This window comes from Allobosea sp. UNC402CLCol, assembly GCF_000745475.1.
Classification (GTDB): Bacteria; Pseudomonadota; Alphaproteobacteria; order Rhizobiales; family Beijerinckiaceae; genus Allobosea; species Allobosea spartocytisi.
The window spans coordinates 15,642-34,963 of sequence record NZ_JQJJ01000013.1 but is presented as its reverse complement, the minus strand read 5'-3'; the positions used below and the strand labels follow the sequence as shown (position 1 = coordinate 34,963).

Below are 19,322 nucleotides of genomic sequence, written 5' to 3'. Positions count from 1 at the left end.
TCCGTCTCCCGCTCAGGCCGCGCCGAGGCGCTCGCCGCGATAGATGCCGGAACGGATATCGCCCCACCATTGCGGATTGGCCAGATACCATTCGACCGTGCGGCGCAAGCCCGTCTCGAAGGTCTCCTTCGGCGTCCAGCCGAGCTCGCGGCCGATCTTGCCGGCGTCGATCGCATAGCGGGCATCATGGCCCGGCCGGTCGGTGACATAGGAGATCAGGCGCTCGCGCGGTCCTTTTGGATCGGGTTTGAGCTCGTCGAGGATCGCGCAGATCGCCTTCACCACCTCGATATTGGCCTTCTCGTTATGGCCGCCGATATTATAGCTCTCGCCGAGCGTTCCGGTTGTGGCCACCGTCAGCAGGGCGTCGGCGTGATCGTCGACATAGAGCCAGTCACGGACGTTCTGGCCGTTGCCATAAACCGGCAGCGGCTTGCCCTCCAGCGCGTTGATGATCATCAGCGGGATCAGCTTCTCGGGGAAGTGATAGGGCCCGTAATTGTTCGAGCAGTTGGTCATCACCACCGGCAAGCCGTAGGTGTGGTGCCAGGCGCGCACGAGATGGTCGGAGGCCGCCTTGGAGGCGGAGTAAGGCGAGTTCGGCTGATAGGCGGTGTCTTCCCTGAAGAAGCCCTCGTCGCCCAGCGAGCCGAAGACCTCGTCGGTCGAGATATGGTGGAAGCGGAAGCGCGCCTTGCCGGACTCATCCAGGCCGCGGAAATGCCGCAGCGCCTCCTGCAGCAGGGTGAAGGTGCCGACGATATTGGTCTCGATAAAGGCGGCCGGCCCGTCGATCGAGCGATCGACATGGCTCTCAGCCGCGAGATGCATCACCACGTCGGGAGCGAAATCGGCGAAGATCGCCTTCATCCGCTCAGCGTCGCCGATATCCGCCTGCTCGAAGCGATAGCGGTTGTTGCCCGCAACAGGCTCCAGCGAGGCCAGATTGCCGGCATAGGTCAGCTTATCGACCACGCAGACCTGATGTCCGGTCTCCTTGATCAGTTTCCGCACGACCGCCGAACCGATGAAGCCGGCGCCGCCCGTCACGAGAAATTTCAGAGACACGTTACAGAACTCCGAGACGAAAAGCCGTCCAATTTCAAGTCGATCCGGCAAGAAGCAGCCTCTTCAGGCAGTGTCAAGCCGCTTGCGGCTTTCGGTCGTCGCGCCGGGGCCGCAGGAAATATGTCGAGATACGTTCCATATGCTGGGTGATTCACACGCATCTTGGAGAGCGGAAGCGGGATCGCTGCCGCCGCTTCACGCTTTGACGATGTTGTCGCCGCCCAGCCCGGCTTTCGCACAGGCATTGCGGGTGTCGACGACGAGGCGGGCGGCCTCTGCCAGAGCCCGATAGTCGATCGCATCGTGATCGGTTGCGATCAGCACGGCGTCATAGCTCGCCACAACGTCGGCCGTCAGAGGAACCGAGCTGCGCCCTGCAAGGTTGCCGTGCTTGCGGGTTGGTGGCAGCTCCGGAACATACGGGTCGTGATAATCGGCTGCCGCGCCGCGTTCTTCTAAAAGCTCGATAAGCTTCAGGGCGGGACTTTCGCGCGTGTCCTCGATATTCTTCTTATAGGCGATGCCCATGACAAGAATGCGCGCACTGCTCAGTCCACGGCCTTGCCGGCGGTCCAGCGCCTCGGCGACGCGGTCCACCACCCAATGCGGCATCGCCGTGTTGATCTGACCGGCGAGCTCGATGAAGCGGGCGGTGACATCGAACTCGCGCGCCTTCCAGGTCAGGTAGAACGGGTCGATCGGGATGCAATGACCGCCCAGTCCCGGCCCGGGATAGAAGGGCATGAAGCCGAAGGGCTTCGTCTTGGCGGCGTCGATCACCTCCCAGACATCGATACCCATTTTGCTGTAGACGACCTTGAGCTCATTCACGAGTGCGATGTTGACGGCGCGGAAGATGTTTTCGGTAAGCTTGACGGCCTCGGCCGTCCTGGGGCTCGATACGGGAACGGTCTTGACGACCAGCGCGCTGTAGACCGCATTCGCCAGCGCCAGCGCATCGGCTCCGTCGCCGCCGACGACCTTCGGGATGGTCGAGGTGTCGAAATCCGGATTGCCGGGATCTTCGCGCTCGGGCGAGAAGGCGAGGTAGAAGTCGACGCCGCTCTTCAGGCCGGTCGCCTCGAAGATCGGGCGCATGACCTCGTCGGTCGTCCCGGGCCAGGTCGTCGATTCCAGTACAACGAGATGACCCTTCCGCAAGCGCGGTGCGATCGCCCGGGCCGTTGCCTCGACATAGCTCAGATCCGGCTCGCGATGCTTGGTCAGTGGCGTCGGCACGGCGATGATGATGGCATCGACCTCGCGTAGCTCGTCGAAATCGGTCGTGGCCCGGAAGCGTTCGTCCTTGATCGCGGCGTCGATCGCCTCGGTCGGGATGTGCTTGATGAAGCTCTCGCCGCGATTGATCTGCACGACGCGCTTGGCGTCGATGTCGAAGCCGAGAACCTTGAAACCGGCCTTGCAGGCCGTCATCGCCAGCGGGAGGCCGACATAGCCGAGGCCGATGATGCCGATTCGGTAGTCCTTCCCGGCGATGCGCGCGAGTTGATCGGAAAGGCCGGAATCGGTGACGGAGCAAGGGGGCGCTGAAGCTGACATGAGCGGCCTTCCGCTGGATGGGCGCTCACGGCGCGAAAGCAGGATTCAAGGGAGGCTTTGCTGTTCGGTTGGAACGATGTCAACCTGAGGTGCTTTCGCTGCGGAGTTTGTCGCTCTCGTTTTCGGCGGCATTTCATCGCTCGGACCTGCGGCACCTTGAGCCGCTTCAGCGAACGAGGGCGGCGCCTCGCTTGGCCTTTTCCCGGAGCTCTGCAGCAGCGCTTATCCGATCGACCTGCTGCAGCAGAACGCGTTGCTTGGTGCCGCGCGCGTCCGGATGCTGCCCGACCGGCTTGAGGCAGGATTGTTTTCCTTCCGGCCTCTTGCCACCGGCCCCGACTCGTTGCGATGAGAGGAGTTGCGATGTCTTGTCATGGGTGACCCATTGAATCACAGCCTGTCGTTGAACCGTGTCGTCGTGACGGGAGCCGCGGGCTTTATCGGCCTTCATGTCGCGGAGGCGCTGCTGGAGCGTGGCGCCGAGGTCATGGGCGTCGATGCGCTCGTCCCCTACTATGACCCGGCGTTGAAGCAGGCGCGCCTCGCTCGGCTGCTGGGCCGCAACGGCTTTTCCTTCGAGCAGATCGACATCGCCGATCATGACGCCTTCGATGCGGCGATCGGTGCATTCCGCCCCGATGCGATCATCCATCTGGCGGCGCAGGCGGGTGTCCGCTACTCGCTTGAAAATCCGCGCGCCTATGCCAGCGCCAATCTCGACGGTTTTCTCTCGGTGCTGGAGGCGAGCCGCCGGCATGCCGTCGGCCATCTCGTCTATGCCTCCTCGAGCTCCGTCTATGGCGCGAATGCGAAGGTGCCGTTCAGCGAGCATGACGGCGCCGACCATCCGGTTTCCCTTTACGCCGCGACCAAGCGGGCGAACGAGCTGATGGCGCATTCCTATGCCCATCTCTACGGGATTCCGATGACGGGGCTGCGGTTCTTCACGGTCTACGGGCCCTGGGGCAGGCCGGACATGGCGTATTTCAAATTCACCAAGGCGATCCTCGAGGGCAGACCGATCGACGTCTATGCCGAAGCGCAGATGAGCCGCGACTTCACCTATGTCGATGATATCTGCGAAGCGATCGTGCGCCTTGCCGCGCAGCCCGCGGCGGCGAACCCGGCTTTCGACCCCGGGCGCCCCGATCCGGCGACATCCACGGCGCCATGGCGCATCTACAACATCGGCAACCACACTCCGGTGGCGCTCTCGCACTTCATCGACGTGGTTGAAGCCGCCTGCGGGCGTAAGGCGATCAGGCGTCACCTGCCCGCGCAGCCCGGCGACGTGCCGGCGACCTATGCCGATGTGGCCGATTTGGCCGCTACGGTCGATTTCCGGCCGGATACGCCGATCGAGGTCGGCATTCCCCGCTTCGTCGCCTGGTTTCGCGATTTCTACCGCGTCTGAGCCGGGAGGCGGGCCCAGTTCGAGCCGCATCGCGTCGCGCGAATCGAAGGCAGCCACTGCGGGCATCTGACCGCGCGTCGCGGCAGCCATGACCGGGGCCGCCTTGCTCCGCACAGGCCGTCTGCGCGATAAGCGATGTGCCGCGTCTTCGGTGTCCGAGCCCAACGGAGTCTCGATGAGTTTCGCGAATATCCACGAGCACGGCCTGGTTCGCCTCGCCTGCGCCGCGCCGCGGCTGAAGGTGGCGGATCCGGCCTTCAACGTCGCGGAGACGGTGAAGCTGCTGCGCCGGGCCGATGAAGGCGGCGCCTCGCTCTGCCTGTTCCCGGAGCTCGGCATCAGCGCCTATGCGATCGACGACCTCCTGCAGCAGAACGCGCTGCTCGACGCGGTGAGCGCGGCGCTGGCGCGCCTTGTCGAGGAGAGCCGCAGCCTGCGTTGCGTCGCGGTCGTCGGCGCGCCGCTGCGGGTCGAGGGGCGGCTGTTCAATTGCGCCGTCGCGATCCATCGCGGCCGCATCCTCGCCGTGGTGCCGAAGACCTATCTGCCGAACTATCGCGAGTTCTACGAGCGGCGCCAGTTCGCCTCGGGCGAGCGGGCAGGGGCCCTCTATATCGACCTCTGCGGCCAGGAGGTGCCTTTCGGCACCGATATTCTGCTGGCGGCGAGCGATGTCCCGGATTTCATCGTCCATATGGAGATCTGCGAGGATGTCTGGACGCCGATCCCGCCCTCGTCCTTCGGCGCGCTCGCCGGCGCGACCGTGCTGCTGAACCTCTCGGCCAGCAACGTCACCATCGGTAAATCCGACTGGCGCCATGCGCTTTGCAAGGCCCATTCGGGGCGCTGCATCGCGGCCTATGCCTATTCCGCCGCCGGCACGGGCGAGTCGACCACCGATCTCGCCTGGGACGGGCAGGCGATGATCTACGAGAACGGCGCGCTGCTGGCCGAAGCCGAGCGCTTCGCCGCCGAGCCGGAGCTTATCCTCGCCGATATCGACCTCGAGCGGCTGGCGATGGACCGCATTCGCCAGAACACCTTTGGCGACAGCATCGACGTTCACCGCGAGAAGCTCGCCTTCCGCCGCATCGACTTCGCGCTGGAACCGGACCGGGAGAGCGATCTCGGCCTTGCCCGCGCCGTGGAACGCTTTCCCTTCGTGCCGAGCGACGATGCGCGGCTGAACGAGCTCTGCTTCGAGGCCTACAACATCCAGTCGCATGGCCTGCGCAAGCGGCTGGAAAGCACGCGGATCGACAAGGTGGTGATCGGCGTCTCCGGCGGCCTCGACTCGACGCAGGCGCTGATCGTCGCGGCCCATACCTTCGATGCGCTCGGGCTGCCGCGCGAGAACATCCTCGCCTATACGCTGCCGGCTTTCGCCACCAGCCAGGGCACCAAGGACAATGCCTGGCGCCTGATGCGGTCGCTCGGCGTCAGCGCCGAGGAGATCGACATGACGCCGGCCTGCCGGCAGATGCTGGTCGATATCGGCCACCCCTTCGCCGCGGGCGAGCCCGTCTACGATATCACGTTTGAAAATGTGCAGGCCGGGGCGCGCACCTCGGTGCTCTTCCGCCTCGCCAACCGGCACAATGCGCTGGTGATGGGCACCGGTGATTTGTCGGAATTGGCGCTCGGCTGGTGCACCTATGGCGTCGGCGATCAGATGTCGCATTACAACGTCAACGGCTCGGTGCCGAAGACGCTGATTCAGCATCTGATCCGCTGGGTGGCGCAGTCCGGCCGCTTCGGCGCGGAGGCTTCGGATGTGATGCTCGACATCCTCGCCACCGAGATCTCGCCCGAGCTGGTGCCCGGTGATGGCGACAAGCCGGCGCAGAAGACCGAGGATTTTGTCGGCCCTTATGCGCTGCAGGATTTCAACCTGTTCTACACGACGCGCTACGGCTTCAGGCCGAGCAAGATCGCCTTCCTTGCCGAACATGCCTGGCGCGATGCCGCCAAGGGCGCCTGGCCGCCCAATATGGAGGAAGGCAAGCGCGTCGCCTACGACCTGCCGGTGATCAAGCGCTGGCTCGGCGTCTTCATCCGGCGCTTCTTCGAGACGAGCCAGTTCAAGCGCTCGGCCATGCCGAACGGCCCGAAGGTCTCGTCGGGCGGCTCGCTCTCACCGCGTGGGGACTGGCGTGCGCCGAGCGATGCTTCGGCGGCGCCGTGGCTGGCCGATTGGGCGCGCATCCCGGACTGAGCGAAGCAGCGGCGATCGGAGCGGATCGCCCGCACGCCCTTGGTTCGGCGGCGGGGCGCTCAGCTGACGCCGAGCACTCGGATGAGGCCGAGGCTGACAGCCGCCAAGGCAAGCAGGGAAAGGGTGACGGCGGCGGTGACCCGCCCGCCGGCTCTGGCAACGACGCGGATATCGACCCCGAGACCCAGGGCCGCCATCGAGATGATGGTGAGGATGGTCGCGGTCGTGGCGATGGGTGTGAGCGCGACTTCCGGGATGAAGCCATGCGTACGCAGCGCCGCCATCCCCAGGAAGGCGATGATGAACCACGGCACAAGTTTATTGAAGGCCACGCGTTGCGACGCCGGCTTGACGCCGCCTGTGCCGGCCGCGCCGACATCGTCCCGCAGCCTGTGGCCCAGGATGGAGAGCGCGAGCACGACGGGCCCCAGCATGAGGACGCGGACGAGCTTGACGAGAGTCCCGATCTGCACGCTGGCGGCCGCGACCGGCGCGGTGGCGGCAAGAACCTGAGGGACGGCGTAGACCGTCAACCCGGCGAGAACGCCGTATTGGGTCTCGGACAGGCTCAGAAGCGGGACGAGAAGGGGCAGGCCGAGCACGACCAGAACGCCCAGCACCGCGGTGAAGGCGATGGAGGCGGCCACATCCTTGCCGTCAGCGCCGATGACCGGCGCGACGGCGGCGATGGCCGAGTTGCCGCAGATCGAATTGCCGCAGGCGACGAGGACGGCCATGCGCTTCGGCAGCCCCAGCGCCCGGCCGAGCAGGAAGCTGACGACGAGCGCGACCGACACCACCGCCGCGATGCCGGCAATCAACGCCGGTCCGGCGGCGATGATCATCGCGACATTCAAGGACGCGCCGAGCAGCACGATGGCGATTTCCAGAACGGTCTTCGCCGAGAAGGCGATGCCCGCGCGCCACATTTCGGAGGGCGTCCAGATCGTGCGGACAGCGGTGCCGATCAGGATGGCCAGCACCAGGGCTTCAAGCCAGGCGCGGCCCGTGGCGAAGGCCTCGAGATGCTCCAGCGCGAAGGCGATCGCGCTGATGCCGGCGCAGAGCCCCAGGCCGGGCAGGATTCGCCCCAGGCCCCTCAGCGCTGAAGGGGAGGGCGCGGGCAACGGAGTGACGGAGCGCATATCGGCCATGGGAGAACCTTCTTCTCCGCGGACCTAATCGGAGAAGAATTATGCTGTCTATCGCATTGTTGCGATCGTTCCGTTTCATTGGGTCGAACGATTGGCCCGCTTGCGCGTGTTTGCGGAGCCGATGCAGGGCGCTTCGGCAACACCTTCCGATTGGCGTGACCGAGCCATTCTGGCAAATTCAGCTTTCACAATGTTCGCCCGGGGGCAGAAGCCACAGGGAGTTCGTCATGAATCGCTTGCGCTTGACGCTTGAAGCCATCATCGCAAATTCCCGTTGGTTCCTGGCGCCCTTTCTCCTTGGCCTGATCCTCACCCTCGCGGCGCTGCTCTTCAATTTCGCGCTGAAGCTGTTCGATTTTTTCACGAGCGCCCGGATGTCCGATCCGTCCGAAATCATTGTCGGCAGCTTGAAGCTCGTCGACATTGCCTTGACGGCAAATCTGATCGTCATCGTGATCTGCTCGAGCTACGAGAATTTCTTGGCGCCGATCGACGTCCAGCAACGCCCGGCCTGGCCAACCAGCCTGGCAAATGTGGGGTTTTCGGGTCTGAAGCAAAGGCTGCTTGCATCCATCGTCGCCATCGCGGCGGTGAACGTTCTGGAGTGGTTCCTGGATATCGAGAACAGCGCGGATAGTACGAAGCTCGGATGGCTCATCGCCATCATGTTGGGCTTTGCGCTGACGATGCTGCTCATGGCGATCGCGGATCGCGTCGGAGAGGCTGAGCCGCCAAAGCATTAGGGCCAATCGAGGACCGCTGAAGCAGCGGCCACACCCCAACAAAAAACCCGCGGCTCGCGCCGCGGGCTGATCGTCTCGATCTTGGAAGGGCTCAGGCCGCGATCGCGGCCGGGTCCTTCTTCTCCCATTCCTCGCCCCAGATCATCACGGCATGGCCGGGCGAGACCTCGCGGTACTGGCGCACCGGCGGCTCGTAGTCGGGGGCGCGGACCGGGCTCTTGATCTCGTCGTTCGAGACCGGGCGCTTGATCAGGCGACGGGCCGGATCGGCGACCGGCACGGCGGCCAGCAGGCGCTTGGTGTAGGGGTGCTGCGGGTTCTCGAAGATCGAGACGCGCGGGCCGATCTCGACGATCTCGCCGAGATACATCACCGCCACGCGATGGCTGACGCGCTCCACCACCGCCATGTCGTGCGAGATGAAGAGATAGCCCAGCCCCATGCGCGCCTGCAGGTCGAGCATCAGGTTGACCACCTGCGCCTTCACCGAGACGTCGAGCGCCGAGACCGCCTCGTCGGCCACGATCAGGCGCGGCTCGACCGCGAGCGCGCGGGCGATGCAGATGCGCTGGCGCTGGCCGCCCGAGAACTCGTGCGGGAAGCGGTTGGCCATGTCGGGCGAGAGGCCGACGCGCTTGAGCAGGTCCGCCACCTTGTCGCGCGCCTCCGAGCGGCTGGCAAGGTTGTTGATCAGCAGCGGCTCGGCGATCGCGGTCCCGACATTCATGCGCGGATTGAGCGAGGCGAAGGGGTCCTGGAAGATCATCTGCATGCGCTTGCGCTGCTCGCGCAGGTCATGCTGGTTGAGCTTCAGCACGTCGACGCCGTCGAGCAGCACCGAGCCGGTGAGCGGCTCGATCAGGCGCATCACCGAGCGGCCGGTGGTCGACTTGCCGCAGCCGGATTCGCCGACCAGCGCCAGCGTCTCGCCGGCCTTCAGGCTGAAGGAGACGTTCTCGACCGCATGCACCCGGCCCTTGACCGAGGAGAGCAGGCCGCCGCGGATCTCGAAGCGGGTGGTGAGGCCGGCGACTTCGAGGACGGGACGCTCGGCCGCCTGGACGGTATCGGGCGTCTCGGTCGGCACGTCGGATTCGCCGGTGGCGCGGTCGACGACGGGGAAGCGCATCGGCCGGGCCTTGCCGATCATCGAGCCGAGCTTCGGCACGGCCGAAAGCAGCGACTTGGTGTAGGGCTTCTGCGGCCGGGCGAAGATGTCCTCGGTCGGGCCGGTCTCGATCTCGTCGCCATTGTACATGACGACGGTGCGGTCGGCGATTTCGGCGACGACGCCCATGTCGTGGGTGATGAAGAGGACGGACATGCCCTCCTCGTCCTGCAGCGTCTTGATCAGCTCCAGGATCTGCGCCTGGATGGTCACGTCGAGCGCGGTCGTCGGCTCGTCGGCGATCAGCAGCTTCGGCTTGCAGGCCAGCGCCATCGCGATCATCACGCGCTGGCGCATGCCGCCCGAGAAGCGGTGCGGATATTCGTGGAAGCGCGACTTCGCGGCGGGGATGCGGACCTTCTCCAGCAGGCGGATCGTCTCGGCCTCGGCCTCGGAGCGCGACAGGCCGCGATGCAGGATCAGCGCCTCGGCGATCTGGAAGCCGATGGTCAGCACCGGGTTCAGCGAGGTCATCGGCTCCTGGAAGATCATCGCGATCTCGTTGCCGCGGATATGGCGCATATCCGCGTCGGGCAGCGTCAGAAGCTCCTTGCCGTTGAGCTTGATCGAGCCTTCGATCTTGCTCGAGCCGGGCGGGGTCAGCCGCATGATCGAGAGCGCGGTGACGCTCTTGCCGGAGCCGGACTCGCCGACCACCGCCAGGGTCTCCTTCGGCTTGATGTCGAAGGAGATGTTGCGGACGACCGACTTCCACTGTCCCTCCACGCGGAAGGAGGTGGTCAGGTTGGAAACGGAGAGGATCGGGGAGGTCATGTCAGGTCCTTCTCTGGATCAGATCACGCGGCGCGGGTCGAGAGCGTCACGCAGGCCGTCGCCGATGAAGTTGATCGACAACACGGTGAGGAAGATCGCGGCACCGGGGAACAGCGCCCAGTGCGGCGCGGAATCGAGGTGGTCCTTGGCGTCGAACAGCAGGCGCCCCCAGGTCGGGATGTCCGGCGGGAAGCCCAGCCCGAGGAAGGAGAGCGTCGATTCGGCGATGATCGCCGCGGAGACCTCGATCGTCGCCGCGACGATGACGGGCCCGAGCGCGTTGGGCAGGATATGGGCGAACATCTGCCTGAGCTTGGTCGCGCCCTGGGCGCGGGCCGCCTCGACGAATTCCTTCTCGCGCAGCGACAGGAACTGCGCCCGCACCAGCCGGGCAACAGGCATCCAGCGCAGGCCGCCGATGACGACGACGATCAGCACGAAGACGCCGCCCTCGACACCGAAGAGCGCCTTGAGCTGCTCGCGGAAGAGATAGATCACCAGCAGCAGCAGGGGCAGCTGCGGCAGCGACAGGAACAGGTCCGTCACCCACATCAGGACGGGATCGGCGACCTTGCGCGACATGCCGGCGAGCGCGCCGATGATCACACCGACGAAGGTCGCCACCACCATGGCCGCGAGACCCACGGAGAGCGAGATGCGCCCGCCATACATCATGCGCGCCAGGATATCCTGGCCGAGATCGTCGGTCCCGAGCGGGTGAGCGAAGGACGGTCCCTGCAATTGCGCCGTGAAGTCGATGTCGTTGATCGCGACCGGCCACAGCCAGGGGCCGACGACCACGCCGAGGATCAGGAAGCCGAGGATGAAGCTGCTGACCACGGCGAGGCGGTGGCGCTTGAAGCGCCGCCAGGTCTCGCGCCCCGGCGAAACCGCCGCCGTGGTAGCGCGCGCCGCCACGGCCGGTTCAGCTGAAGGAGATGCGAGGGTCGAGCCAGCCATAAAGAACATCCGCAATGAGGTTGAACAGGACCACCAGGCAGGCGAACACGAAGGTCACGGCCATGATGACTGGGGTGTCGTTGGCGAGGATTGCGTCGATCAGCAGCGAGCCGATGCCCGGCACGCGAAAGATCTGCTCGGTCACGAGCGCGCCGCCGAACACGGCGGGCATCTGCAGCGCGACCAGCGTCACCACCGGGATCAGCGCGTTGCGCGTGATGTGGCGCAGCGTGACCTTGCGCTCGCTGAGGCCCTTGGCGCGGGCCGTCGTGACATAGTCGAGCCGGATCACGTCGAGCACCGAGGAACGCACATAGCGCGTATAGGACGCTGCCTGGAACAGGCCGAGCACGGTGATCGGCATGATCGCCTGGCGGAACATCTCCCAATACCAGCGCCAGCCGGTCGCGGCGATGTCGGAGCGGTAGACGAAGGGAAACCAGTCGAGCGTCACCGAGAACAGCAGGATGAAGAGCAGGCCGGTGAAGAAGGTCGGCAGCGAGAAGCCGATGAAGGCCAGCGTGTTGGCGATCTGGTCGAAGACGGAATAGGGCCGCGTCGCGGCGTAGATGCCGACGGGCAGCGCGACGCACAGCGCCAGGATCTGCGAGGAGCCGACGACGAACAGCGTGGTCGGCAGGCGCTGCAGGATGAGCTGGTCGACATTGATGCGGCTGGCGAAGGAGAAGCCCCAGTCGCCCTGGGCCATGGCGGAGAGCCAGCGCAGATAGCGCACGAAAATCGGGTCGTTGAGGCCGAAGCTGGCGCGGATGGCCTCGCGCACCTCAGGCGGCACGTTCGGATTCGTCGCCATCTCCGAGAAAGGATCGCCCGGCGCGAGCGCCAGGACCGTGAACAGGATCAGGCTGATGCCGAGCAGGCTTGGAATGGCGATAAGAAGCCGCCGTATCAGATATGTCGCCATGAAGTTTGTTTCTCTTTGCGTGCGCGGCCGGGCCGCGGACTGAACGCCGGTAGCAATCGGCAAGCCCTCCTGCACTTTTGGCACAGGAGGGGCAAGCCGATGCAGTCGCCCTTCACACAGCGAAAGACTGCGTGAAGGGCGTTTTCAAGCTCAGCTGCGATACCAGGCCGCAATGTTCCAGGTATCGACGTCCCAGCCGGAATGGTCGTGCATGACGTTGTTCGCCGCCGCGGCGACGCGGGTGCGCGAGAGCAGCGGCAGGATGATGTTGGCTTCGCAGAAGATCTCGTTGACCTTGATCAGCAACGCGGCGCGCTTGGCCGGGTCGAGCTCCTTCTGAGCGGCCTTGTAGGCCTCGTCGGCAGCCGGATCCGAGTAGCGCGAGACGTTGCGGCCCAGCCACTTGTTCTCCTTGTTGGCGATCTCCCAGGAGACGAACTGGTTGAGGAAGCGCTCCGGATCGGGCTGCGGCTGCGTGGTCGTGTACATCTCCATGTCGACATAGAGCTTGGTGTAGGTGTCGGGGTTGGCGACGTCCGAGGAGAAGAACACCGAGGCCGTGACCGACTTCAGCTCCAGATCGATGCCGGCGCGCTGGCAAGCTTGCTTGATGATGGCCTGGGTCTTCTGGCGCGGGGCGTTGATCGAGGTCTGGAAGACGTATTTGAGCTTCTTGCCGTCCTTTTCGCGGATGCCGTCGGAGCCCTTCTTCCAGCCGGCCTCGTCGAGGATCTTGTTGGCCTTGTCGATGTTGAACTCGTATTTGAGCTTGGTCGACTTGAACTGCTTGGGCTCGTTGACGAAGCTCGCGGTCGCGATGCCGCCGCGGCCATAGATGAACTTCTGGACCGAGTCGCGGTCGATCAGCAGGTTGATCGCCTCGCGCACCTTCGGATCGCTCAGCGTCGGGTGCTTGGTCTTGACGCTCGAGCGCTCGCCGTCGACCTCGGTCCACGGATCGGTCGGGTTCAGGATGATGAACTCGATATCGCCCGAGGGAACCGTGCTGACCTTGCCGCGTCCGCCGGTCTCCATGCGCTTGAGGACCTCGTCCTCGACCTGCAGGTTCCAGGCATAGTCGTATTCGCCGGTCTGCAGCACGGCGCGCGCCGCCGAGACCGCGTCACCGCCGCCCTTGACCTCGAGCGTGTCGAAGGCGGGCTGGTTCTTGATGTGGTAGTCGGGGTTGCGCTCGCCGGTCAGCACGTCGCCCGGCTTGAAGTCGACGAACTTGTAGGGGCCGGTGCCGATGGGCTTCAGGTTGTCCGGCGCCTCGCGCGACTTGGCGCCGACATAATCGCCGAAGCGGTGCTTCGGCAGGATCTGGCCGACGGTGCCGACGAAGGGGTCGGCCCAGAACGGCGTCGGCTGCTGGAAGATCACCTTGACCGTGAGATCGTCGACCTTCTCGACCTTGATGTTGGTGTAGGAGCCCGTGGTGTAGGCGGCGGTCGCCGGCTCCTTGGCGTATTCCCAGGTGAAGACGACGTCGTCGGCCGTGAACGGCTTGCCGTCATGCCATTTCACGCCGGGCTTTAGCTTCCAGGTGACGCTCAGGCCGTCGGCCGAGAGGCCGCCATTCGCCTTCGTCGGCACCTCGGCGGCGAGGCAGGGGATGAGGTTGCCTTCCTTGTCCCAGCCGGCGAGCGGCTCATAGAAGATGCGCGAGGCGATCTGGTCCTTGGTGCCCGAGGCAAAATGCGGGTTCAGCAGGGTCGGCGCCTGCCAGAGCAGGATCTTGAGCGGTCCGCCGCCGCCGGCCTTGGTCGGCTTGTATTCGAGCGTGGCATTCGCCATCGCCACGTCGTTCCAGACGAGAATTTGGCTCGCGATCGGAGCGGCGATGCCGACTGCCGCCATTTTCTGGATGAAGGAGCGTCGCGACAGCGTGCCTTCCTTCACATCCGCGATCAGGCCGCGGATTTCCTGGTCTTTCATCGGATTGCCTCCACCTTAAAAAAAACAAAAAGCATCCCCGGCGCTCTGGCGCCATTGTTATGGTTGCGGCCTCAGCAAGGCATGTGCCAACGAAAGCGTCAACTGTGCAGCGCGGTGCAAATTCCGGATTTGCCCGCGCTAGCCGGCTGACATTCCCGGGCTACGGGAGTTTTTTCGCCGAACCGCGCCGGTTGTGCAATTTTGTGCGAATCAGTCGGTGAAGACGACAGTTTTTTGCCCGTTGAGGAGCACGCGATCTTCCAGATGGTTGAGAACCGCCCGGGCCAGGACGCGGCGCTCGATGTCGCGCCCCTTGCGGACGAGGTCTTCCGGCGTGTCGCGGTGCGAGATGCGCTCGACGTCCTGCTCGATGATAGGGCCTTCGTCGAGATCGGGCGTGACGTAATGCGCGGTGGCGCCGATCAGCTTGACCCCGCGTTCATGGGCCTGGTGATAGGGCTTGGCGCCCTTGAAGCCGGGCAGGAACGAGTGATGGATATTGATGCAGCGGCCGGCGAGCTTGGCTGAAAATCCATCGGACAGGATCTGCATGTAGCGGGCGAGGACGACGAGGTCGGTCTTCGTCTCCTGGATCAGGCGCCAGATCTCCGCCTCCTGCTCCATCTTGCTCTGGCGCGTCACCGGCATGTGGTGGAACGGCAGCGTCCCGAGATCGGTCGAGGCGATATGCTCGCGCGCATGGTTCGAGACGATGCCGGTGATCTCCATCGGCAGTTCGCCGATGCGCCAGCGATAGAGCAGGTCGGCCAGGCAATGGTCGAATTTCGAGACCAGCAGCATCACGCGCTTCTTCCGCCCGACCTCGCGCAGGCTGGCTTGCATCGCAAAGCGTTCGGCGAGCCCGTCGACGGCGGCCGCGATGGCTTCGTGCGGCTGGCTGCCTTCCAGCCGGTTGAAGACGACGCGCATGAAGAAGCGCCCGGTCTCGGTGTCGTCGAACTGTTGGGCGTCGAGGATATTGCAGCCGGCCTCGAACAGCAGCGTCGAGACCGCCGCGACGATGCCGGGCCGGTTGGGGCAGGACAGGGTGAGGATGGAGATGTGTTCGAGCATGGCTGATGCCGCCGGTTCGGCGGCCCTTCGGCAGGAATGACGGGGGATGGCGATGGGACGGGCGGCGCGCGACGCGCTGCCGTCAACCTCGGCCGTTGGCCGGGCGGGTGCCGGCTCTGGCCGGGCTCGTCGGGGCTGGTGCCGTCATGGGCGTGGGGAACCGTTCCAGTGCGACCGTGCCATGGCCGCACCTCTGCAACACCGCGTCGGGCCGATCTTGTCAAGCGCCGGCCTCCGGGTCGTCTTGACTTGGCCTCTCCGAAAATGGAATGTTTATTCCAACAAAAGTGGAACTAAAAAATTTCTGCCGTTTTCAGGGAGCCGGCGCAGGTGCCGCAAGCCGTAAGTTTCAGCCGCAGCCTCGAGGGCCGGGTCGCGATCGTCACCGGCGCCAGCCAGGGGCTCGGCGAGACGATCGCCCATGAATTCGCCGGCCGCGGCCTCCGCGCCATCCTGTTGACCGGGCGCAATGCCGCGCGCGGCGAGGCGGTCGCCGCGAGCCTGCGCGCGGCGGGCTGCGAGGCGCTCTTCCACCGTGTCGATCTCGCCGATCTCGACGCCGTCAGGCAGATCGTCCCGGCGGCGGAAAAGGCCTTCGGGCGGCTCGACATTCTCGTCAACGCCGCCGGCGACACCGATCGCGGCACGATCTTCGACACCGAGCCCGCGCTCTATGAGCGCATCATGGCGGTCAATCTGCGGGCGCCCTTCTTCCTGATCCAGGATGCGGCCGGGTTGATGCGCCGGCAGGGCATTGCGGGCGCGATCGTCAACATCCAGTCGATGTCGGCCCATGGCGGCCAGCCCTTCCTCTCCGCCTACAGCGTCTCCAAGGGCGCGCTTGGCGTGCTGACGAAGAACGTCGCCTACGGCCTCATCAAGCACCGCATTCGCTGCAACGGCCTCAATATCGGCTGGATGGCGACGCCGGGCGAGGACGCGATCATGAAGCTGCGCCACGACGCCAAGGATGGCTGGCTGGAGGAAGCTTCGGCCTCCCAGCCTTTCGGCCGGCTGATCGATCCGCGCGAGGTCGCCAAGGCGGTGGCCTATCTCGCTTCCGACGAATCCGGGCTGATGACCGGAGCCAATATCGATTTCGACCAGAATATTCTCGGCGCGCATGACTAGCGCTCCGGGGCGGATCGCTGCAGGACGGCTGCGGAAACGATGACGGGACTTGAAGACACCATGAAGATCGGATTGCTGGGCGCCGGCCGCATCGGGCGCATTCACGGGCTGAACGTCGCCGCGCGCGGCGATGCCGAGCTTGTCGCCGTCACCGACGCGATGCCGGAGGCCGCCGCCTCGCTCGCTGCCGCCACCGGCGCGAAGGTTGCGAGCACCGAGGCGATTCTCGCCGATCCGGCGATCGACGCCGTGCTGATCTGCACCCCGACCGACACCCATGCCGACCTGATCGAGCAGGCGGTCGCAGCCGGCAAGGCCGTGTTCTGCGAGAAGCCGGTCGATCTCGACGCCGCCCGCATCCGCCGCTGCCTCGCCACGGTCGAAAAATCCGGCAAGCCGCTGATGATCGGCTTCAACCGCCGCTTCGATCCGAACTTTGCGGCGCTGGAGAAGCGCCTGCGCGCGGGCGAGGCCGGCGCCATCGAGATCGTCACGGTGATCTCGCGCGATCCTTCGCCGCCGCCGGTCGATTACGTCAAGCGCTCGGGCGGGCTCTTCCGCGACATGATGATCCATGATTTCGACATGGCGCGCTTCCTCCTGGCCGAGGAGCCGGTCGAGGTCTTCGCGCTCGGCTCGGCCTTGGTCGACAAGGCGATCGGCGAGGCCGGCGATGTCGACACCGCCGCCGTTGTCATGAAGACGGCCTCGGGCAAGATCGCCCAGATCTCGAACTCGCGCCGCGCCACCTACGGCTATGACCAGCGCATCGAGGTCCACGGCTCGCAGGGCATGCTGCGCGCCGGCAACATCCACGAGACCACCGTCGAGATCGCGACCGGGCAGGGTTTCCGCGCCGATCCGGTGCAGAACTTCTTCCTGGAGCGCTATGCCGCGGCCTATCGCGCCGAGCTCGACGCCTTCATCGCTGCCTGCAACGGCAAGGCCGCGCCGTCTCCGACCGGCCTCGATGGCTTGAAGGCGCAGATCCTCGCCGATGCCGCGACCGAGTCGGCGCAGACCGGCAAGCCCGTCCGCGTCGATCTGGGAGCGAACTGATGACCCCGGCGGAACGCGATCTGCGCTATTACGCGGCGCTCGGCCTCGCGGCCGAGGCGAGCCATCTGGCGCTGGGCTATTTCAGCAAGCGTGAATCGCTCGGCACCACCATGAAGGGCGCGCAGGACTGGCTGACCATCGCCGACGGCAAGGTCGAGGATTTCCTGCGCCAGCGCCTCTCCGCGCTCTTCCCGAACGATTCCGTCATCGGCGAGGAGGGCGGCGGCGAGGCCTCCGACGCGGTCTGGATTCTCGATCCGATCGACGGCACCGCAAATTTCGCCCATGGCGACCGCAATTGGTGCATCTCGATCGGCTTTCTGGCGGATCGGGTGCCGGAGATCGGTGTCGTCGCCGCACCGGCGCTGGGCGAGGTCTATGCGGCCCGGCGCGGCGCCGGGGCGACCCTCAACGGCGATGCGATCAAGGTCTCGGGCGGTGCGGACATCGCCCGCGCCTCGGTCGAGCTGGGATGGTCGACCCGTATCCCGGCGCAGCGCTATGTCGAGACCATCGGCCGCAGCTATGCGGCGGGTGCGGCGGTCCGGCGCGGCGGCTCGGGCACGCTCGGCCTCTGCCATGTCGCGAACGGCAGCAGCGACGCCTATGCCGAATTGCACATCAACGCCTGGGACGTCGCGGCCGGCATCGTCATCGCCTCGGAGGCCGGCGCCCATATCAATGACTTCTTCGCCGGCGAAGGCATCGCCAAGGGCAATCCGATCCTGTGCTGCACGCCGGCTCTGGCACCGGCTCTGAAGGAGATCACCGGGATCGTTTAGCCGGCACGCTATATCGTTGACCTTTTCGGCCAAGTCGTTTCACTTTCACGACAATCACAAAAACCGGACGTAAGAGGCCGGTCCACACAATCAGGGAGGTTATCATGCAGTCGAAATCCTGGCTCAAGGCGGGGCTTTTCGCCGCCATCGCCACCGCGGCCTTTGCCGCGACACCGGCCCGCGCTCAGGGGTCGCTCGTCATGTATTGCGGCGTCCAGGAGGAATGGTGCCGCGCCATGTCGACCGCCTTCGAGAAGGAGACCGGCATCAAGGTCGCGATGACCCGCAAATCGGCGGGCGAGATCTATGCCCAGCTCAAGGCCGAGTCCTCGAATCCGCGCGGCGACATCTGGTGGGGCGGCACCGGCGACCCGCATCTGCAGGCCGCCGAGGAAGGGCTGACGACCGAATACGAATCGCCCGCGAATAAGGACCTCAACGACTGGGCACTGAATCAGTGGAAGGCCGCGAACAAGCGCACCATCGGCATCTATGCCGGCGCGCTCGGCTTCGGCTACAACACCGAGCAGATCAAGGCGAAGGGCATCCCCGAGCCGAAATGCTGGGCCGATCTGCTCAACGCCAAGCTCAAGGACGACGTCCAGGTCGCCGATCCCAACTCCTCGGGCACGGCCTATAACCTGCTCGCCACCGTCGTTCAGCTCATGGGCGAGGAGAAGGGCTTCGACTACCTCAAGGCCCTGCACAAGAACGTCAGCCAGTACACCAAGTCAGGCGCGGCGCCGGCCAAGGCCGCGAGCCTCGGCGAGACGGCGGTCGGCATCGTCTTCATCCATGACGCGGTGGTCTTCGCCGTGCAGGGCGACCCGATCAAGCCGGTCGCGCCTTGTGAGGGCACGGGCTACGAGATCGGCTCGATGTCGATCGTCAAGGGCGCGCGCAACCTCGACAACGCCAAGAAGTTCTACGACTGGGCTCTGACCCCGGCCGCCCAGGCGCTCGGCGCTCCCGCGAAGTCCTATCAGGTGCCGTCGAACAAGAACGCGCCGGTGCCGGCCCAGGCCCCGAAGATGAGCGAGATGAAGCTCATCAACTACGACTTCGTGAAATACGGCTCCTCGGCCGAGCGCAACCGCCTGCTCGCGAAGTGGGACAAGGAAGTGAAGGCGCTGCCGAAGTAAGGCTGCCCAAGTAAGGCGAAAGCCTGCACGGCTTTCCTCCCGAACCACGACGTCATCCCGGACGCAGCGAAGCGGAGATCCGGGATCCACCCTAGAGCGCTTGCGCCCTTCGATGGATTCCGGGTCAAGCCCGGGATGACGAGGTGGTTCCAGCGCGGAACAAGTTCCAAGGCCGCCAAGACCGAGACAATCGGCTAGGCCGCAATAAGCAGTGA

15 protein-coding genes are annotated in these 19,322 nt (G+C 65.3%); 7 read left to right on the top strand and 8 right to left on the bottom strand.

The features are described from left to right. Positions 1-12: 12 nt before the first annotated feature. Positions 13-1,068: a dTDP-glucose 4,6-dehydratase gene (rfbB, locus tag GY40_RS16440; RefSeq protein WP_038364523.1), complete on the bottom strand. Its 1,056-nt coding sequence runs from the start codon at positions 1,066-1,068 to the stop codon at positions 13-15. 195 nt (positions 1,069-1,263) lie between these two features. After that, a complete protein-coding gene (locus tag GY40_RS16435; protein ID WP_038364521.1) occupies positions 1,264-2,628 on the bottom strand; it encodes a nucleotide sugar dehydrogenase in 1,365 nt (454 codons plus the stop codon). Positions 2,629-3,001: 373 nt separating this feature from the next. Here GY40_RS16435 and GY40_RS16430 point away from each other — a divergent pair, with 373 nt between their 5' ends. Beyond that, the gene (locus tag GY40_RS16430; RefSeq protein ID WP_081925473.1) at positions 3,002-4,042 is read left to right on the top strand and encodes an NAD-dependent epimerase; all 1,041 of its coding nucleotides are present in this window, start codon (positions 3,002-3,004) and stop codon (positions 4,040-4,042) included. 175 nt (positions 4,043-4,217) lie between these two features. Next, on the top strand, positions 4,218-6,257 hold the full coding sequence (locus tag GY40_RS16425; RefSeq protein WP_038364519.1) for an NAD(+) synthase: 2,040 nt from the start codon (positions 4,218-4,220) through the stop codon (positions 6,255-6,257). A 59-nt stretch (positions 6,258-6,316) separates the two neighbouring features. On the opposite strand, the gene GY40_RS16420 is transcribed toward GY40_RS16425, so the two are convergent. Further along, on the bottom strand, positions 6,317-7,402 hold the full coding sequence (locus GY40_RS16420) for a YeiH family protein (protein WP_051988262.1): 1,086 nt from the start codon (positions 7,400-7,402) through the stop codon (positions 6,317-6,319). 236 nt (positions 7,403-7,638) lie between these two features. Here GY40_RS16420 and GY40_RS16415 point away from each other — a divergent pair, with 236 nt between their 5' ends. Then, positions 7,639-8,154, top strand: a complete 516-nt coding sequence (locus tag GY40_RS16415; RefSeq protein WP_051988187.1) for a YqhA family protein — start codon at positions 7,639-7,641, stop codon at positions 8,152-8,154. Positions 8,155-8,245: 91 nt separating this feature from the next. Here the strand turns inward: GY40_RS16415 and GY40_RS16410 are convergent, their stop codons facing one another. The 5 genes from GY40_RS16410 to purU all read right to left on the bottom strand — a co-directional run bounded on the left by GY40_RS16410 (position 8,246) and on the right by purU (position 14,993). Next, a complete protein-coding gene (locus GY40_RS16410; RefSeq protein WP_112763901.1) occupies positions 8,246-10,096 on the bottom strand; it encodes an ABC transporter ATP-binding protein in 1,851 nt (616 codons plus the stop codon). An 18-nt stretch (positions 10,097-10,114) separates the two neighbouring features. Next, on the bottom strand, positions 10,115-11,056 hold the full coding sequence (locus GY40_RS16405; protein ID WP_038364517.1) for an ABC transporter permease: 942 nt from the start codon (positions 11,054-11,056) through the stop codon (positions 10,115-10,117). Beyond that, positions 11,022-11,981 carry an ABC transporter permease gene (locus tag GY40_RS16400; protein WP_038364515.1) on the bottom strand — a complete coding sequence of 320 codons (960 nt, stop codon included), beginning with the start codon at positions 11,979-11,981 and terminating at the stop codon, positions 11,022-11,024. The genes GY40_RS16405 and GY40_RS16400 overlap by 35 nt, the downstream gene beginning before the upstream one ends. Before the next feature lie 150 nt (positions 11,982-12,131). Next, positions 12,132-13,919, bottom strand: a complete 1,788-nt coding sequence (locus GY40_RS16395; protein ID WP_038364513.1) for a peptide ABC transporter substrate-binding protein — start codon at positions 13,917-13,919, stop codon at positions 12,132-12,134. A gap of 210 nt (positions 13,920-14,129) precedes the next feature. Beyond that, entirely contained in the window at positions 14,130-14,993 is an 864-nt protein-coding gene (purU, locus tag GY40_RS16390; protein WP_038364511.1) for a formyltetrahydrofolate deformylase, read from the bottom strand. A 330-nt stretch (positions 14,994-15,323) separates the two neighbouring features. Here purU and GY40_RS16385 point away from each other — a divergent pair, with 330 nt between their 5' ends. The 4 genes from GY40_RS16385 to GY40_RS16370 all read left to right on the top strand — a co-directional run bounded on the left by GY40_RS16385 (position 15,324) and on the right by GY40_RS16370 (position 19,107). Continuing rightward, positions 15,324-16,124, top strand: coding sequence for an SDR family oxidoreductase (locus tag GY40_RS16385; RefSeq protein WP_038364509.1), 801 nt, complete (start codon positions 15,324-15,326; stop codon positions 16,122-16,124). Positions 16,125-16,163: 39 nt separating this feature from the next. After that, positions 16,164-17,183, top strand: a complete 1,020-nt coding sequence (gene iolG, locus GY40_RS16380; protein WP_248311201.1) for an inositol 2-dehydrogenase — start codon at positions 16,164-16,166, stop codon at positions 17,181-17,183. Then, the gene (locus GY40_RS16375; protein WP_038364505.1) at positions 17,183-17,965 is read left to right on the top strand and encodes an inositol monophosphatase family protein; all 783 of its coding nucleotides are present in this window, start codon (positions 17,183-17,185) and stop codon (positions 17,963-17,965) included. Before iolG ends, GY40_RS16375 begins: the two co-directional genes overlap by 1 nt. Before the next feature lie 200 nt (positions 17,966-18,165). Continuing rightward, on the top strand, positions 18,166-19,107 hold the full coding sequence (locus GY40_RS16370; protein ID WP_248311211.1) for an ABC transporter substrate-binding protein: 942 nt from the start codon (positions 18,166-18,168) through the stop codon (positions 19,105-19,107). Positions 19,108-19,322 lie beyond the last annotated feature (215 nt).